Source organism: Nocardiopsis sp. CNZ308 (assembly GCF_004217075.1).
The window spans coordinates 2,589,164-2,605,292 of record NZ_SHKJ01000001.1 but is presented as its reverse complement, the minus strand read 5'-3'; the positions used below and the strand labels follow the sequence as shown (position 1 = coordinate 2,605,292).

At 69.2% G+C, this 16,129-nt stretch carries 19 protein-coding genes; 11 read left to right on the top strand and 8 right to left on the bottom strand.

Going from position 1 to position 16,129, the window contains the following annotated elements; all coding sequences use genetic code 11:
- Positions 1-16: 16 nt before the first annotated feature.
- The 4 genes from EV372_RS11300 (at position 17) to EV372_RS11285 (ending at position 3,659) form a co-directional block, all read left to right on the top strand.
- The gene (locus tag EV372_RS11300) at positions 17-481 is read left to right on the top strand and encodes an NUDIX domain-containing protein (RefSeq protein ID WP_130395969.1); all 465 of its coding nucleotides are present in this window, start codon (positions 17-19) and stop codon (positions 479-481) included.
- A gap of 138 nt (positions 482-619) precedes the next feature.
- Positions 620-1,807, top strand: coding sequence for a DUF262 domain-containing protein (locus EV372_RS11295; RefSeq protein WP_130395968.1), 1,188 nt, complete (start codon positions 620-622; stop codon positions 1,805-1,807).
- Between the two features lie 10 nt (positions 1,808-1,817).
- Positions 1,818-2,429 carry a HEPN domain-containing protein gene (locus EV372_RS11290; RefSeq protein WP_130395967.1) on the top strand — a complete coding sequence of 204 codons (612 nt, stop codon included), beginning with the start codon at positions 1,818-1,820 and terminating at the stop codon, positions 2,427-2,429.
- Between the two features lie 990 nt (positions 2,430-3,419).
- Positions 3,420-3,659, top strand: a complete 240-nt coding sequence (locus EV372_RS11285) for a hypothetical protein (RefSeq protein ID WP_130395966.1) — start codon at positions 3,420-3,422, stop codon at positions 3,657-3,659.
- A gap of 536 nt (positions 3,660-4,195) precedes the next feature.
- Here EV372_RS11285 and EV372_RS11280 read toward each other — a convergent pair.
- Positions 4,196-4,429: a hypothetical protein gene (locus EV372_RS11280; RefSeq protein ID WP_486483970.1), complete on the bottom strand. Its 234-nt coding sequence runs from the start codon at positions 4,427-4,429 to the stop codon at positions 4,196-4,198.
- Positions 4,426-4,767 (bottom strand): hypothetical protein, encoded by a 342-nt coding sequence (locus tag EV372_RS11275; protein ID WP_486483969.1) that lies wholly within the window; start codon positions 4,765-4,767, stop codon positions 4,426-4,428. Before EV372_RS11275 ends, EV372_RS11280 begins: the two co-directional genes overlap by 4 nt.
- A gap of 169 nt (positions 4,768-4,936) precedes the next feature.
- Between EV372_RS11275 and EV372_RS11270 the strand changes: the two genes are divergently transcribed.
- The 4 genes from EV372_RS11270 (at position 4,937) to EV372_RS11255 (ending at position 6,096) form a co-directional block, all read left to right on the top strand.
- On the top strand, positions 4,937-5,182 hold the full coding sequence (locus EV372_RS11270) for a GntR family transcriptional regulator (RefSeq protein ID WP_026338583.1): 246 nt from the start codon (positions 4,937-4,939) through the stop codon (positions 5,180-5,182).
- Between the two features lie 31 nt (positions 5,183-5,213).
- Complete coding sequence (locus tag EV372_RS11265) at positions 5,214-5,456, top strand: winged helix-turn-helix domain-containing protein (protein ID WP_130395965.1); 243 nt, start codon at positions 5,214-5,216, stop codon at positions 5,454-5,456.
- Positions 5,446-5,649 (top strand): hypothetical protein, encoded by a 204-nt coding sequence (locus tag EV372_RS11260; protein ID WP_130395964.1) that lies wholly within the window; start codon positions 5,446-5,448, stop codon positions 5,647-5,649. The genes EV372_RS11265 and EV372_RS11260 overlap by 11 nt, the downstream gene beginning before the upstream one ends.
- 72 nt (positions 5,650-5,721) lie before the next feature.
- Positions 5,722-6,096, top strand: a complete 375-nt coding sequence (locus EV372_RS11255) for a VOC family protein (protein WP_130395963.1) — start codon at positions 5,722-5,724, stop codon at positions 6,094-6,096.
- 52 nt (positions 6,097-6,148) lie between these two features.
- Here EV372_RS11255 and EV372_RS11250 read toward each other — a convergent pair whose 3' ends face one another.
- The 3 genes from EV372_RS11250 to EV372_RS11240 form a co-directional block, all read right to left on the bottom strand.
- Positions 6,149-7,075, bottom strand: coding sequence for a universal stress protein (locus tag EV372_RS11250; RefSeq protein WP_197044246.1), 927 nt, complete (start codon positions 7,073-7,075; stop codon positions 6,149-6,151).
- A 148-nt stretch (positions 7,076-7,223) separates the two neighbouring features.
- Positions 7,224-8,132, bottom strand: a complete 909-nt coding sequence (locus tag EV372_RS11245) for a universal stress protein (protein WP_130395962.1) — start codon at positions 8,130-8,132, stop codon at positions 7,224-7,226.
- 94 nt (positions 8,133-8,226) lie between these two features.
- Positions 8,227-10,311 carry a nucleotide-binding protein gene (locus EV372_RS11240; protein ID WP_253795812.1) on the bottom strand — a complete coding sequence of 695 codons (2,085 nt, stop codon included), beginning with the start codon at positions 10,309-10,311 and terminating at the stop codon, positions 8,227-8,229.
- A gap of 180 nt (positions 10,312-10,491) precedes the next feature.
- On the opposite strand from EV372_RS11240, the gene EV372_RS11235 reads away from it, so the two are divergent.
- Entirely contained in the window at positions 10,492-11,466 is a 975-nt protein-coding gene (locus tag EV372_RS11235) for an NAD(P)H-quinone oxidoreductase (RefSeq protein WP_130395961.1), read from the top strand.
- A 33-nt stretch (positions 11,467-11,499) separates the two neighbouring features.
- On the top strand, positions 11,500-12,045 hold the full coding sequence (locus EV372_RS11230; RefSeq protein ID WP_130395960.1) for a bacterial proteasome activator family protein: 546 nt from the start codon (positions 11,500-11,502) through the stop codon (positions 12,043-12,045).
- A gap of 98 nt (positions 12,046-12,143) precedes the next feature.
- Here the strand turns inward: EV372_RS11230 and serS are convergent, their stop codons facing one another.
- Complete coding sequence (gene serS, locus EV372_RS11225; RefSeq protein ID WP_019610591.1) at positions 12,144-13,415, bottom strand: serine--tRNA ligase; 1,272 nt, start codon at positions 13,413-13,415, stop codon at positions 12,144-12,146.
- A gap of 111 nt (positions 13,416-13,526) precedes the next feature.
- On the opposite strand from serS, the gene EV372_RS11220 reads away from it, so the two are divergent.
- Entirely contained in the window at positions 13,527-13,700 is a 174-nt protein-coding gene (locus tag EV372_RS11220) for a mechanosensitive ion channel (protein ID WP_130395959.1), read from the top strand.
- Positions 13,701-13,834: 134 nt separating this feature from the next.
- Here EV372_RS11220 and pheA read toward each other — a convergent pair whose 3' ends face one another.
- Both pheA and EV372_RS11210 read right to left on the bottom strand, forming a co-directional pair.
- The gene (gene pheA / locus EV372_RS11215) at positions 13,835-14,782 is read right to left on the bottom strand and encodes a prephenate dehydratase (protein WP_130395958.1); all 948 of its coding nucleotides are present in this window, start codon (positions 14,780-14,782) and stop codon (positions 13,835-13,837) included.
- Positions 14,783-14,883: 101 nt separating this feature from the next.
- The gene (locus EV372_RS11210; protein WP_486483968.1) at positions 14,884-16,098 is read right to left on the bottom strand and encodes a DUF4446 family protein; all 1,215 of its coding nucleotides are present in this window, start codon (positions 16,096-16,098) and stop codon (positions 14,884-14,886) included.
- Positions 16,099-16,129 lie beyond the last annotated feature (31 nt).

Sequence of the window (16,129 nt, the reverse complement as noted above, 5' to 3'; positions counted from 1 at the left end):
CTCAGGTCTGCGACATATGAACCGCGACAGCGACGGACGCTCATCAACCCCGTTGCACTCCGTGTCCGTGGCGGGAGCCGTCATCCGCGAGGACGGACGGATGCTGGTGATCAAGCGCAGGGACAACGGCAACTGGGAGCCACCGGGCGGAGTGCTGGAGTTGGACGAGACCCCGCAGGAAGGTGTTGTCCGCGAGGTCCTGGAGGAGACCGGTATCCACGTTGAGGTGGAACAGCTCACGGGCGTCTACAAGAACATGACCCGTGGAGTGGTGGCCTTGGTCTTTCGCTGCAAGCCATCTGGCGGCGAGGAGCGCCCAACTTCCGAAGCGACCGACGTCAATTGGTTCACTTCAAACGAAGTCCAGAAGCACATAGGCGAGGTCTACGCAATTCGCCTACTGGATGCCTTGAATCCAGATAACCCTCACGTCCGCACCCACAACGGAGTACATATTAACCAGAAAAAAGAAGCTAAATGAATAGAATAAAATAGATTTATAAGTTATTTCACGGCTTGCCGCAGCTAGTACACGTCTACGCCTGCTAGCTATTGACACAATGGAAAATACCAGTACACTACAACCATCTACCCAGGCATAAGCCAAGGAGCACACCGAATGTCGAGCACCCCAGAACAGATCGCTATACCCATTTCAGAAGAATCTGGCGAGGGCGAAGATGACGTTTTGGGTCGCCTTAGCGCAGCCCATGCAACTGTTTCGGCAACAGATTGGACAGTTGAAACAATCGTAACCCAAATGAGGAAAGGAAGGATTGACCTTAACCCGAAATTCCAGCGTCGATCCGCTTGGGTATCTCCCACTAAAAGCCGTTTTATTGAATCAGTGATTCTATCCTACCCCATTCCTCAAATCGTCCTAGCCGAAAAGAAAAATAAGCCCGGCCACTATTTTGTCATCGACGGAAAGCAGAGATTGCTAGCGCTTCGTCAGTTCTATGCAGGCCAAGGCAACCCTTCCGATGAGGAATTCACTTCGTACAAACTGGGCGCCCTCTCAGTAATTCCCGACTTGAAGGGATTTGATATTCAAAAGCTAGAAAGCGAACGGCCGGATGTTTTTGACGCTTTTGAAAATCACACCATTCGCACAGTAACAATCAAAAATTGGGAGTCCGAGAACTTCCTTTTCACACTGTTCCTGAGACTTAATACTGGCAGCGTTCCCCTGTCGCCCCAAGAGCTGCGCCAGGCCCTTGTTCCGGGAGGCTTCACCGACTACGCCGAAGAAAAGTCCAGCAAGAGTCGTCACTTGCAAGTTATTCTCGGCAACCCAGGACCGGACCGCCGAATGATGGATGCAGAACTATTCACTCGATACGTGGCCTTTCAAACGGAAGATGTCGAATATCGAGGAAATCTAAAAGAATTTTTGGATAAAGTCTGCGAATATTACAACGACAAATGGGAAGAAAAGAAAGCAGAAATAGAGAAAAAATTCAATGAGATGGAGCTAGCTATCGCCGCAGCTTGTGCGATATTCGGAGAAGAGGCTGCCTGCCACAAGTGGTCCGGCAACCGATGGGAGCGATCTTTTAACCGAGCTGTTTTCGATATTCAAATTTACACACTAAGCAGCCCTGAGGTCCGAGAAAAGGCACTCCAAAAGCCCGAGGAAGTGAAGACCGTATTTAAAAATATTTGTGTCAATGATCCCGATTTCATCAAAGCAGTAACTACCACAACCAAGAGCCTCCAGGCAACAAAAACGCGTTTTACAACTTGGGCTAAATCCCTCGAAACGGTACTTGGCTTGAACGTCCCTACTCCAAGCAACGTTCGATAGTGGGCATCCGATGGGACCTTCTGCTCTTCTAAAATCTGACATAGAAAAATTACGTGTTGTTTTCTTGACACCTGAAATATCGAGCATACATCCACCTGATGAGTTAGATGACAGATCCCGCCTGCTAATAAACTCCTACGTTATTCTCGCACACGCCCACATTGAGGAATTCATAGAGGACCAATTTCTCTCGTTTGCCCGAGCAATTACACCGAATGCAGGCGACCCAAGCATCAGAGCCTGCTTTACCCACCTATTTATTTCTTTTTCAAAAAAGCTCCAAGGGGACTACGCAAAGAAAAGTCACCACGATCTGTGCATGGCAGCCATCGGCCACTATAAGAAACTCATTTCGGCAAATAACGGAATTAAAAAGAAAAATATTCTCACACTCACCAACCCTCTAGGATTTACCGAGGACGAAGTAACCGATAGCTGCAACGAGCTAATAATTCACCTCGAGGCACTGGGTTCAAAAAGAGGCGACTTGGCTCACCGTTCTTCCGTGCCAAAGTCTGCAACCTTGGAACTATACCCACGTCAAGCACAGGAGCTTGTTGGAAATGTATCCGAAAAAATACACTTGCTAACAAGCCTTCTAGGGTCGAAAGTGGCAAATTAGACTCCCCTTTTCAGGGTCAAATAATAGGCACTGCCGAATTGTGCTGTATGAAATCAAGGCGACGGCGCAAGCGCCGTCGCAGCGGCCTTCGGCCGCCGCTCGGGCTGCGGGCTGACGCCCGGTCCCGAGCGCACCCGCAGGCCGCAGGCCGCACACCAGAGGACTTCTCTCGGACAGGCCCGACAGAGCGGGGGCCAAAACTGACCGAGTCAGGCCATCGTGCCCGATGACCTGCGTGTATGTCAGGGCTTTTGGTCCCGAAACGGACGGATGTGCTCACCTGTCCCGAGGCACCCGTCAGCGAGTTACGACCGTCTTGGGGGGCCGACTCCAGCGCTGACGGGCACCTCGGCCCGAAACCGTGGTACTTGGTTCCAGATGGTTGCTGTAGTCGTGGTTGAGGTGAGCAAAACGAACACGGCCCAGCCCACACACGCTAGGCCGACCAAGCCCCAAGGAACGAGCGTCTGTGCCCGCCAGGGCCACAGCAGCCCACCCCGTCGCATCGCACATTCATCGCACATGGCTCCGGGAAGGGACCGGAAGCACTGGGAAGCCCTCGGAACATCCATGCAGGTCACAAGGCGCTTCGTCGGTTTGTCGACAGGTCACCAAGGCCCCTCGGCACAACGGGACTTCATGGGTTCAAATCCCACACCCTCCGCAGCGACCGGGGCTGATGGGTCCGGGCCATGAGATGGCTCGGGCCCATCAGCCCTCAGCGTTTCCGGGACTGGGGTTGGTCCAGGCGTCGTGGGAACGGAAACGGACGACGGAGACGGGGAGCCTTCCCGCGCCGGATCGGCGATTCCGGTTTGGCCCGGAGCGGGACAGGTAGTTCTCGGGGAGAGCGACCGGATACACACCCCCTTGTCGGCTCGCGGTCCGTTCGGCGACCCCACGGACCGGTGAAACCGGGTCGTCTGACCCGGTTCCACCGTTCGCTCGGGCCAGCACCGGACCGCACCGGCAGTGAACACGGAAGGTTCCGTGAGGACCATCGCTGACGACTCCCCCGACAACGTGCGACCAGTACACCTGCTCAGCCCCTTCCTGGGCATGCTGGCCATGGCCCTCACCGGTACCGCCGCGTGGATGAACGAGAACTACGTCCTTCTCGTGTCGTGCGCCTCGGTCTTTCTAGCCGCGATGACGCTCGAGGTGGTCTGGCTGGTTCTGTTGTACCGGCGACGACGCCACCGCTCCGCCCGCCCGTACGAGGAGTCGTAGTCATGACTCGCCAGCCTGAGCGTCGGGGGCCAACCGGGTGGATGAGGCCCTTCCTCGTCTGGTGCAACCTGGTGACTGGCGGGGTGTGGGCGTTCCAGGCCGTGGGCCGTTTCGCGTTGGACGGGCCGACCTGGGTGGCGTGGACCAATGCGGTGGCCGCGCTGTGCTTCGGAGGGACAGGCCTCGGTTACTTCCTCAGGTTCCGCAGACAGGACCGCGAGGACGCCCTTGTCGCACGGCGACGTGGGGATGACGGTGCCCCGAGCGACGACGCGGGAACGCACCGGGACCAGGGGTAGACCACACGCGGCGGCGGGGGCTCAGCTCGCTCCACCTCGGAGTGGTCCCCTGCCGCCGTCGCCGTACCGACCACCAGACGATTCGTCGTTTTGTCGACAGGTGGTTAAGGCCCCCGGCATGGCGGGGTTTCGTGGGTTCATATCCCATGACCCCGCCGAACCGAGGGCCCTCAGCCCTTCTGCCAGCCTGTCGAGAAGTCCTCGTCGGCCACAGGTGTTCTTCGCAGGCCCCGGTCGCTACCGTTCGCGGCGACCGCCTACCGTACGCCACGGCTCGGGCAGCGGCCCGCCCGCGCGCAGGTGCGCGTCCAGCAGCGACAGCAGCCGATCGGCCTCGCGCAGCGCCGTGTAGGCCTCACCGGCGTGACGCGGCCGCGTCCGCAGCGCCTCGGACAGGGTGTCGTACAGGTCCGTGGCGGTGTCCGCTTCGGATGCGGACCCGAGCAGGCCCAGCGGAATCGGCGTGCTCACGAGATCGCCCCCATTCCCATAAGGAGGTCTCCCACCGGCTGGCGCCGCGCCTCGTGGGCCAGGTAGTAGCCGCGTACGAGGGCCTCCGGCGGATCGACCGGAGGCAGCGGGGCACGCCGGGTGTCGTCGGGAGCCGGGCGCGGAGCGGGGACCGGAGGGGAAGTCGGTGCGCTCGCGACCTGGCCGGGATCGGCGGCGTAGCGGCGCACCCGGGAGGCGCGGCGCCTGCGTGCCTCGGCGCGCAGTTCTCCGGCGAGGACGCGCGGTGCCGCGTGGAGGCCCCGCGCCGGACGCAGCATGCGCAGAAACAGGGGCAGCAGATCCATAAGGTGGTGCATGTCGGCGCTCCAGAAAGCGTTGACCACGGCCCCGGACGCGTTGGCGCGCGTCGCGGGGTCCCGCTGTGCGCGGGAGCTTCATAGTACCTTCTTGTATCTCCTTGTATCTATACGTCGGCAGACGTATCTCTTGAAGTGGGCTTGACTCGACACGAATAGCTTCGTGTCCATGGAGTTCGACCCTGACGCAGAAATCGACCCGGAAGCGCCGCTCACGGAGTACAAGCAGCTCGCTGGCATCCTGCGTGCGCGGATGGCGCGAGGGGACTGGGAGTCCGGTCGCCGCATGGCCAGCGAGACGGACCTGACCCAGCAGTACGGTCTGGCCCGCTCCACGGTGCGACGTGCCATCGCGGTGCTCGTGGAGGAGGGGCTGGTGTTCACCGTGCCCCAGCGGGGCACGTTCCGAAAGTAGTCTCACGAACTGGCGGAATGCGGCTATCAGTATGGAATGGCGCGAAGGTCTGCCCCGGTGGGTGCAGATAGCGGACGAACTGGAGAGGCGCATCCGGGAGGGCGAGTACCCGCCGGGCAGCCGCGTGCCCTCAGTACTCAAGCTCATGGACGAGTTCCAGGTAGCCTCCGTGACGGCGCAGAAAGCGCTAGCAGGGCTACGCAATCGGGGGCTGACGCGCACCGAACCGGGGATCGGGTCCACCGGCCGGGATTCCCCACGACATGCGCCCTGAACGGCCGCGCCCCTGGTTCCTGGTCCTCAGCGCCGCCCTCGTCGTATGTAGCGCCGCGTGGATCGCGCTGGGTCCCGGCCTGGGCGGCTGGCTGGCCTTCCTCGCCTGGGACGTCCTCGTCACCTGGCTGGTCTGTCTGGGGTTCGCCATCCGCAGTCACACCAGACCGAGGAAGCCCCACAGCGGGCAGTGACCCGCGCGCCGCTCCGGTGACGTGTCGACATGTCGGCGCATCGTCGCGACTCCGATGGGCAGGATGCAAGCCATGATCGGACGACTGCACACCATAGCCCTGGACTGCCCCGACCCCGGCGCGCTCGCGGACTTCTACGTCGAACTGCTCGGACTCCCCGTCACCAAGCGCGAGGAGCACTGGGTGGTGGTCGGTGAGGAGTGGCCGCGGCTCGCCTTCCAGCACGCGCCCGACCACAGGCCCCCGGCGTGGCCGGACCCCGAGCGGCCCCAGCAGGCGCACCTCGACGTCTGGGTGGAGGACATCGAGGCGGCCGAGGAGCGCGTGCTGGCGCTCGGGGCGCGCAGGCTCGCGGTCGTCGAGGACGACCCCCGCGACCTGTTCCGGGTCTACGCCGACCCGGCCGGGCACCCCTTCTGCCTGGAGTACGCCGCCGAGGACGTCTGAATCCGCGAAGGCGCCTGAACCCGTCCGGGGACGCCCGGACGGGTGTCCCCGGCTACTCCTCCTCGGCGTGGTGCGGAAGGATCACCACCGGGATCTCGGAGTGGTGCAGCACGCCCTGGCTGACCGAGCCCAGGAGCAGTCCGCGCACGCTCCCCCGGCCCCGGGAGCCCACCACGATCGCGTCGGCCCCCTCGGCTGCCCCGATCAGCGCGTTGACCGGGCTGTCCTGGGTGCGCACCACGCTGACCTCGAAGTCGAGGTCCTCGCGCCGCCTGCCGGTGACGTCGAGCAGCATCTCGCCCACCAGCTCCTCGGACTTGCGGTCGAACAGCTTCTCCTGGGGCTCGTATCCCATGGAGGTCATCGCGATCGGGTCGTAGGGGTAGGGCACCTCCCAGCTGTTGACCACGACGAGTTCGCCGCCGCTCTCCCGCACCAGGTCCACGGCCAGGCGCAGCGCCCGGCGGGCGTTCCTGGAACCGTCCACGCCGACCACGATCCGGCCGAGCGAGGTCGTCGCGGGACTGCCCCCGTGCGAGGGCACCACCACGACCGGGCAGGCCGCCTGGGCGGCCACGCGGATGCTCACCGAGCCCACGAACACCGACGCGAACGTGCCCAGGCCCCGTGTGCCGAGCACGAGCACGTCGTGCGTCCGGCTGTGGCTCAGCAGCGCCAGCGGCGGCTCCTCCAGGGCGGTCTCGGTCTCCACCGTCACCGACGGCCGGACACGGCGCACGTGCTCCGCGGCCTTGGCGAGCACCTCGTCGGCCTGGTCCGAGATCTCCGCGGTGGGGTCGAAGCGGGCGGGCACGGAGCCGGCCGACACGATCAGCGGCATTCCCAGCGCGTGGACGGCCCGCAGCGGCACGCCCCTGCGCTCCGCCTCGGCGGCCGCCCACTCCAGCGCCGCCCGCGAGTGGTCGGAACCGTCGACGCCGACCACGACCCTGGGCGAGTGCTCCTCGTTGCTTGGCATGGTTCCCCCCTTGGTAACGCTGTCCATCATCGCCGGGGAGGGCGTCCGTTCCCGGGAACGGCGCGGCCCCGCGTCGGGCCGCCCGCTCTCCCCGAGCCGCCCGCCCTCTCCGGGCCGTTCCTCCCGCCCGTCCGCCCCTCTCCGCCGGTCACTCGTCCTCCGACAGCGGCGGCAGGACGGCCACGGGCACCGGCGCGTGCCGCAGCACCCCCTGGCTGACCGAACCCATCACCAGCCCCCGCACTCCTCCGCGTCCGCGCGAGCCCACCACCAGCAGGTCCGCGTCCCGCCCCGCCTCCAGGAGGGCGTCCACGGGGTTGGCCTGCGTCCGGACCGCGCTGATCTCCAGGTGCTCGGTCCTCTCGTCGACCACCTCCGCGAGCAGGCCCGCGACGATCTCCTCGGACTGGCGGTCGAACATCTCCTCGTGCAGGGCCCGGGCGTCGGCGGCCAGCGACTCGGTGTCCGCGGGCAGCGGCACCTCCCAGCTGTTGACCACCACGACCTCCGAGCCGCTCACCAGCGCCTCGTGGAGGGCGAAGCGCAGCGCGCGGCGGGAGGACTCGGACCCGTCCACGCCCGCCACGACGCGGCCGCGCCGCGGCGGCGGCTTCTCCTGGTCGGGGACGACCACCACGGGACAGGGTGCGTGGGAGGAGGCGCGCACGCTGACCGAGCCCAGCATGATCGCCCGGACCCCGCCCAGGCCCCGCGACCCCACCACGACGACGTCCTCGGGCAGGGCGTCGTTGAGCAGGACCGCGGGCGCGTCCTCCGGCGCCAGGACGGTCGCCACGTCCAGGCCGGGCCTGGCCCGGTGCGCGTACGCGGCGCCCGCGGTGAGCAGGTCGTGTCCCGCCTCCCGCTGGTCCTCGACGGACACGCGCCCGGCCGCCCCGTAGGCGCCGATCACCACCGGCATCCCGAGGCCGTGCACGATCCGCAGCTGTGTGCCTCGCCTGGCCGCCTCCTCGGTCGCCCAGACCAGGGCGGCGTGGGAGGCGGGCGTGCCGTCCACGCCGACCACGACCGCGGGCGGGCGTTCCTGTGTGTTCATCCCCAACCCCTTCCCCCTCGTCCCTCCCCTGTCCGAAAGCGGGCTCCGGAAAACAGGGTGGGGAGGAGGAAGGGGCCGTGCGCCGCGCCCGTGATCACCTCTGCCAGGCGAACGCCTCCCCGACCGACGCGGCCAGTTGGAGGTAGGCGTCCCGCGTGGCGGGGGCGAGCCGTTCGAGGTCCACCTCCGCGCCCTCCTCCAGGTGCCCGTCCCAGGGAACCCGCACCACGTCGCGGCACCGCCCGGCGAAGTGCTCCTCCAGCCGGTTCAAGTCCACGCTGCTCTTGCTGTCGGAGCGCACCATCGACAGCACCACCACCGCGCTGCGGACGAGGGCGCCGTGGCCGTGCGCCTCCAGCCAGTCCAGGGTGGCGCTGGCGCTGCGGGCCCCGTCCACGGACGCCGAGCTGACCAGGACGACCTGGTCGGCCAGCCCCAGCACCCCGCGCATCGCCGAGTGCAGCAGACCGGTGCCGCAGTCGGTGATGCAGATGGAGTAGAAGTGCTCGACGATCCGGGCGACCTCCCGGTAGTCGGCGTCGCTGAAGGCCTCGGAGACCGCCGGGTCGCGGTCGGAGGCCAGGATCTCCAGCCGGCTGGGCGCCTGCGAGGTGAACCCGCGGATGTCGGCGTAGCGCGACACCAGGTGGCGTTCGTTGAGCAGGTCGCGGATGGTCGCCGCGGTCTCCAGCCGCACCTTGTCCGACAGCGTGCCGCGGTCGGGGTTGGCGTCCACCGCGAGCACCCGGTCGCCGCGCAGGGAGGCCAGCGTCGCGCCGAGGGCGACCGTGGTGGTCGTCTTGCCGACCCCGCCCTTGAGGCTGAGCACGGCCACCCGGTGGTGCCCGGCCGCCACGGGTGTGCTCGCGCGGGCCACCAGTTCGCGCTGGCGCAGCACCTTGGCCGACTCCCCCGGGTTGACCAGACCCAGGGTGGCGGCGTGCACGGCCCGGCGCCACCCGCCGCTGGGGCCCTGGCGCCGGTTGCGCACGAGGGTGGCCGCGTTGAGCGCGTCGGAGGTCTGACGCTCCTGTTCGGGACGCCGGTCCGGTGAACCCGGGGGAGCGGGCGGGGGCGGTGGCGGCGCGAGGTCGGCCCGGGGCCCGGTGAGCGCGGACGGCGGTTCGGGGGCCCGGAGCGGTGCCGGACGGACGGGCTCGCCCGGTGGCGGCGCGGACCGGAACGGGCCGGAGTCCTCGCCCAGCCACGCGCCCAGCCCCGTGTCCCGCCCGGACCGGGGAGCGGAGTCCGGGCCGGGCCCGTTGTCCCCCGGTCCCCGGACGGGGCTCGAACCGGGGCCCCGGAAGGAGAGCGGACCCGACCCCGTCGGACCCGACCCCGTCTCCGTCCCCGTCGGAACCGGTCCCGTGGTCCCACCGTGCGCGTCGTCGCGCTCGTTCTCCAGGGGAGGCAGCTGCTCCGGTTCGGGCACGTCGGGGTCGCGGCGCAGCCTGCGGGGCGCCAGCGGGTCCTCGCCCGGACGGGTGGGGCGCTGGAGGCGCTGCCGCTGGGGGCGCTGCGGGCGTCTGCGCGCGGCCCCCGGCATCAGGCGGACCGTGCCCTCCTCCTCGCCGTCATCGGTGTCGGCGGCGTCGTCCTCGGCAGCGGCGGCGGTATCGGCGGCCTCCGAACCCGACAGGAACTCCGAGGGCCCGGAGGCCCCGGAGGTCCGCGGGGGCAGCAGGGGCCTGGACGTTCCGGAAGGCCCGGGAGCGTCGGAGTCCTCAGGAGCCTCAGGAGGACCAAAAATCCCAGGAGCACCAGAAGAAGCCGGAGGAACATCAGCCTCGGGTTCCTCCGGCAGGCCCTCCGGCTCGGGGACAGCGGGAAGCCCCGAAGGCTCGGGAGCACCGGAGGCCGACCGCTCCGGCTCCCCGCCGAACCCCTGCGCCCCACCCGCCCCGTCCGACGGAGACGGCGTATGGTGCCCCGCGCCCAGCAGCGGTGTGTCCTCGGGCAGCCTGGCGTAGGGCGGCGGAGGCGGCGCCTCGCCCTCGAAGCCGCCGAACCACTGGTCGTGGGGCGAGGGCTCGGGCGCGGTCGGCCCCGGCGCGGCGGCGTCCGGGTCGTACTCCTCCGGGTCACCCGCCGAGCGGTCCGGTTCGACGTGCTCCCCGGCCGCGGGTCCGGGGCCCGTCTCAGAGCTTCGACCCGACCCGTTGTGTTCCTGGTGTGCCACCGGAGTTCTCCTGCTTGAAGGGGGCGTGCTGTGGAGGGAGGAATACCCCAGCGGGGAAGAGACGGGATCCGCTCCCTGGGATCACTCTTACCCGCCCGGCCCCACCGAAGCATCCTTACGAGCAGGTGAACAGAGGAATCCGTTGCCTGCCGAGGAACCTCCCCGGGTACTGTCTGGCTCATGCACGCGATCCGTATCAGTGAACCGGGCGGACCCGAGGTCCTGGCCTGGACCGAGGTTCCCGACCCCGTCCCCGGCGAGGGGGAGGTCCTGGTGGACGTGGCCGCGAGCGCGGCCAACCGGGCCGACGTCTCCCAGCGCCAGGGCAACTACCCGCCCCCGCCCGGCGCCTCCGAGTACCCCGGGCTGGAGTGCTCGGGCACCGTCGCCGCGCTCGGCCCCGGCACCGAGGACTCGGGCTGGTCCGTGGGCGACCGGGTGTGCGCCCTGCTGTCCGGGGGCGGCTACGCCGAGAAGGTCGCCGTCCCGGTGGGCCAGCTGCTGCCGGTCCCCGCGGGCGTGGGCCTGGTGGAGGCCGCCGCGCTGCCCGAGGTGGCCTGCACCGTGTGGTCCAACCTGGTGATGGTCGGCGGCCTGCGCGCCGGGGAGACCGTCCTGGTCCACGGCGGCGGCAGCGGCATCGGCACCTTCGCGGTCCAGTTCGCCCGCGCCCTGGGCGCCCGGGTGGCGGTCACGGCGGGCAGCCGGGAGAAGCTGGAGCGCTGCCGCGAACTGGGCGCGGAGATCCTCATCAACTACAAGGAGGAGGACTTCACCGAGCGCATGCGCGAGGCGGGCGGCGCCGACCTCGTCCTCGACATCATGGGCGGCTCCTACCTGGACGCCAACCTGCGCTCGCTGGCCACCAACGGCCGCCTGGTGATCATCGCGCTGATGGGCGGGCGCCGCGCCGAGGCCGATCTGGGGCGTATGCTCGCCAAGAGGCTCTCCGTCCACGCGACGACCCTGCGTTCCCGCCCCCTGGAGGAGAAAGCGGCCATCGTCTCGGGAGTACTCGAGCAGGTGTGGCCGTTGGTAGAACAGGGAGTCGTCCGCCCCGTCGTCGACCGCTCGGTCCCGATGCGGAACGCGGCGGAGGCGCACCGCGTCATGGAAACGAGCGCGCACACCGGAAAGATCCTTCTTCCCCGTTGACGGCGTGCCGGTGACATCCACGTAAGGGGACTGATGAGCAGCGCAGAGAACCCGGAGGAGCAGGCTCGGATCCTGGTCATGGGAACCGACCGCGACGGGGACGGCGAGGAGGGCGCGGAGGAGCCGCGCACCCTCGCCGACATGGTGGAGCAGCCCGCCAAGGTGATGCGGATCGGCAGCATGATCCGGCAGCTCCTGGAGGAGGTCAAGGCCGCTCCGCTGGACGAGGCGAGCCGGGCCAGGCTCAAGGAGATCCACACCTCGTCCATCAAGGAGCTGGAGGACGGTCTGGCCCCCGAGCTGATCGAGGAGCTGGAGCGGCTGACCCTGCCGTTCGCTGAGGGCGCGGCCCCCAGCGACGCCGAGCTGCGCATCGCGCAGGCGCAGCTGGTGGGCTGGCTGGAGGGGCTGTTCCACGGCATCCAGACCACCCTGTTCGCCCAGCAGATGGCGGCCCGCGCCCAGCTGGAGAACATGCGCAAGGCCCTGCCGCCCGGCATCGCGGGTCTTCAGGCCCAGGCGCCCGGCGCCCCCGGCGGCCTGGACGAGGAGCGGCACGGCTCCGGTCCGTACCTGTAGCACCGAGCGAGGAGCCCGCCCCCGGCCGGGGGCGGGCTCCTCGCGTGTCCGGTGCGGGGGCCGTCGGTCCCGGGTGTCCGGTGCCGGGGGCCGGGCGCCTACCTGCCCTTGGCGACCGGCTCCAGGACGTCGCGGCCCAGGTAGGGGCGCAGCGCCTCGGGGACCACCACGGAGCCGTCCTCGCGCTGGTGGTTCTCCAGGATGGCGACGATCCAGCGGGTGGTGGCCAGCGTGCCGTTCAGGGTGGCGGCGAAGCGGGGCTTGCCGTCCTCGTCCCGGAACCGCACGTTGAGGCGGCGGGCCTGGAACTCGGTGCAGTTGGAGGTGGAGGTCAGCTCCCGGTAGGTCTCCTGCGTGGGGACCCACGCCTCGCAGTCGTACTTGCGGGCGGCGCTGGTGCCCAGGTCGCCGCCGGCGATGTCCACCACGCGGTAGGGCAGCTCCAGCTTGTCCAGCATCTCCCGCTCCCAGGCGAGCAGCCTCTTGTGCTCCTCGTGCGCCTGGTCGGGGTGGGTGTAGACGAACATCTCCACCTTGTTGAACTGGTGGACGCGGATGATGCCGCGGGTGTCCTTGCCGTAGGAGCCCGCCTCGCGGCGGAAGCACGGCGACCAGCCGATGTAGCGGTTGGGCAGGGCGTCGGCCGGCAGGATCTCCCCCGAGTGGTACCCGGCCAGCGGCACCTCGGAGGTGCCCACGAGGTAGAGGTCGTCGGCGGGCAGGTGGTAGACCTCGTCGGCGTGCGCACCGAGGAAACCGGTGCCCTCCATGGTCTCGGGCCGCACCAGCACCGGCGGGATCATCGGCGTGAAGCCCGCCTGGACGGCCTGGTTCATGGCCATGTTGAGCAGCGCCAGCTCCAGCTGGGCGCCCACGCCGGTGAGGAAGTAGAACCGGGCCCCGGAGACCTTGGCGCCCCGCTCCATGTCGATGGCGCCGAGCATCTCGCCCAGCTCCAGGTGGTCGCGCGGGGTGAAGTCGAACGAGCGCGGGGTGCCGACGGTCTCCAGGATCTCGAAGTCGTCCACGCCGCCCTCGGGCGCGCCCTCCTCCACGAGGTTGGGCACGCCGGACAGGAGGGCGTCCAGCTCGTCGGCGAGGCGTCCGGCCTCGGCCTCGGCCTCCTTGACCTCGGCGGCCAGCGCCTTGGCGCGGGTCAGGAGTTCCTCGCGCTCCTCCGGGGAGGCCTTGGAGACGGACCTGCCCACGCTCTTCTGCTCGGCGCGCAGGGTCTCGAACCGGGACAGCGCGGAGCGGCGGTCGGCGTCGAGCCCGAGCAGGCGGTCGGCGACGGAGGGGTCCTCCCCCCGGGCCCGCTGCGAGGCGCGGAGTCGTTCGGGGTCTTCTCGAAGAGCGCGAAGGTCGATCACGTCTTGCAGGTTACCGTCCGGGCCCCATCCTCCCGACATCTTTTCCGCAACCGCGTCATGGATAGCCGGTGACCTCGTCATTCTTATGAAGGACCGAGGAGGGGGACGATCGTGAAGCCGTTGAACGAGATGACCGCGGAGGAGCTCGCGTGCGTGCTGGAGGTGTTGGGGGCGACGCGTCCTGAGGACTTCGCGCTGAGGCTGGCGCTGTGCCTGGAGCTGGACCGCGCGGACGCGGGAGAGGAGGTCCGCCGGGGCGCCCCGAGGGAGGCGGCCTGGATCTGAGGAGCGCCGATCCCGGGGCCCCGGAGGCCGCCAGGCCCGGGGAGCGGGGCCCGGGGGACGGGCGGCCAGCGGTCGGGGCCGCCCGCGCTCGCGCGCCTGGGCGAGGGAGCCGTGCGCGGGGCCGGGCCCCGGCCTCAGTCGACCTGACCGGAGCGGATGCGCGCCAGCCACTGCTCGGCCTCGGCGAAGTCGGCGTCGGTGGCCGGTCGGGGCCGCAGCGGCGGGTCGTTCTCGGTGGTCCGGCCGCTGCGGGGGTAGCTGCCCAGGAAGCGCACGTCCCGGCACACCCGCCGGATGCCCATGAGGGCCTCGCCGACCCGGGCCTCGGCCACGTGTCCCTCGGCGTCGATGCAGAAGCAGTAGCTGCCGAGCCGGTCGCCGGTGGGGCGCGACTCCAGCCGGGTGAGGTTGACCCCGCGCACGGCGAACTGGTTGAGCACCTCGATCAGGGCGCCGGGGTGGTCGTCGGCGATGAAGGCCACGAGCGAGGTCAGGTCGGCCCCGGTGGGCTCGGGCAGGACGCCGGGCCGGGACAGGTAGATGAAGCGGGTGGCCGCGTCGGAGCGGTCGCCGATACCGGAGGCCAGGGCGTGCAGGCCGTAGCGCTCACCGGCGATCACGGCGCAGATGGCCGCGTCGTAGGGCGCGCCGGGCTCGGAGACGGCGCGCGCGGCGGCTGCCGTGGAGGAGACGGTGTGCGTGTCCGCGTCGGGCAGGTTGCGGGAGAGCCAGCCCCGGCACTGGGCGAGGGCGTGGGGGTGGGTGGCCACCCGCTTGACGTCCTCCAGCACCGTCCCGCCCCGCCCGAACAGGGAGAACTCGACCGGGACCGCGGTCTCACCAGTGACGAGGAGCGGGTCGCCGTTGACGAGTTCGGCGATGGTCGCGGTGACACCGCCCTCGACCGAGTTCTCCAGGGGGACGACTCCGCCGTCGACCGCGCCGGAGCGGACCGCGTCGAAGACCGCGGCTACCCCCTCGCAGGGGACGCGGGCCTCGTCGGGCGCGTCCGGACGCAAGTCGCGCAGCGCGGCTTCGGTGAAGGTGCCCTCGGGGCCGAGGTAGGCGTAGCGGTTGGGCATAACACCAGGCTATACGGACCGGTGCGCCGGGAGCGGCGGTTCGGGACACGACGCGGGCCCGGGCCCGGGGTCGGACCGGGGTCCGGGCCGCGTCGGATCGGTCACCCGCGCGCCTCCGACGCGGGGGCCTCCGCCTCCCGGGTGCCCTCCCCGCCGGTCTCCTCGTCGGTCGGGGCCTCCGGGCGCGGCTCGGCGGCCGTCGCGGTCCCGGCGGCCGGAGTCCCCGTGCTCCCCGCCGAAGCGGCGGAGGGCCCGGGCCGCACCGTGACGTTGGCGGAGGCGATCGGCCTCGCCGCTCCGACACCCGACCGCACGGCCTCGACGGGGGGCCGACGGTCGGCGCCGGCGCGCCCGATGGTCCTGCGGATCACGGAGACGAGGCCGCGGGGTTCGCGGTCCCCGCCCGTGGCAGCCGTGTCGGCTGACGCCGTCGGGACGGTCCGGGCCCGCGGGGCTGCCGGGGCGGCCTCCGCCGCCTCCTGGTCGGCACCCGCGGCGAACGTGCCGGTGGAGGCGGCCCGGGTGGACGGGGCCGAAGCAGCTCCGGTGACCGGAGCGTCCCGCCGATCGCCCTTGGCGTCCGAGGAGACCGGAGCGACCTCCGAAGCCTCCCGTTCGAGGCCCGGGGCGGCTGAGGCCGACACGGCCTCCGAAGCCTCCCCGCCGTCGTCCGCGACGGACGGAACGGCCGAGGCGGTCCGGGCAGCCGAGTCGCCCGTGCCGGTTGAGGCCGCCGGGGCGGCTTCGCGCCGCTCCCGTTCCGAGCCCTCCTCAACCGCCTCCGCGCCCTCACGCGCGCGCCGCTCCTCGTCCCGGGCTGACGGGAACCCGGACTCCTCCCGAGGCGCGGCCGGAGTCACCGGTTGGCCCCCGGCGGAGGAGGCCGTCCGAGCCGGGGGACCTTCCGCGGTCGCGGCGGCGCCGACGCCCTCCCCCAGGCGTGCCGACCGGACGACCCGGTACTCCTCCGGGCTGAGCGGGGTGTCGCACTCCCCGCCCACCACCGCCTTGGCGTAGGTGCGCGACTCGGTGCGCCCGTTGATGGAGGTGACGACGACGCCGTCACCCTCGCTGTTGAGCAGTGCCAGGGAGAAGGAGCGGGCGCCCGACATCTCCTCCAGGGCGTCGTAGTGGAGCACCGCCACGTCGCGCACGGCGAAGGGGTCCACGCCCGAGGCGCTGACCGCGGCCGCCCGCTGGGCGAGTGCCTGGGACTCGCTGCCGACCACACGGGTCCTGGACAGCGCGTGCCAGCCGAGGGCGAGCGCACCCAGTCCCGAGAGCATTCCCGTCAAAGCCAGGATCGTAGTGAACACGGAGCGAGCGTATAGCTACACACTGCACCCA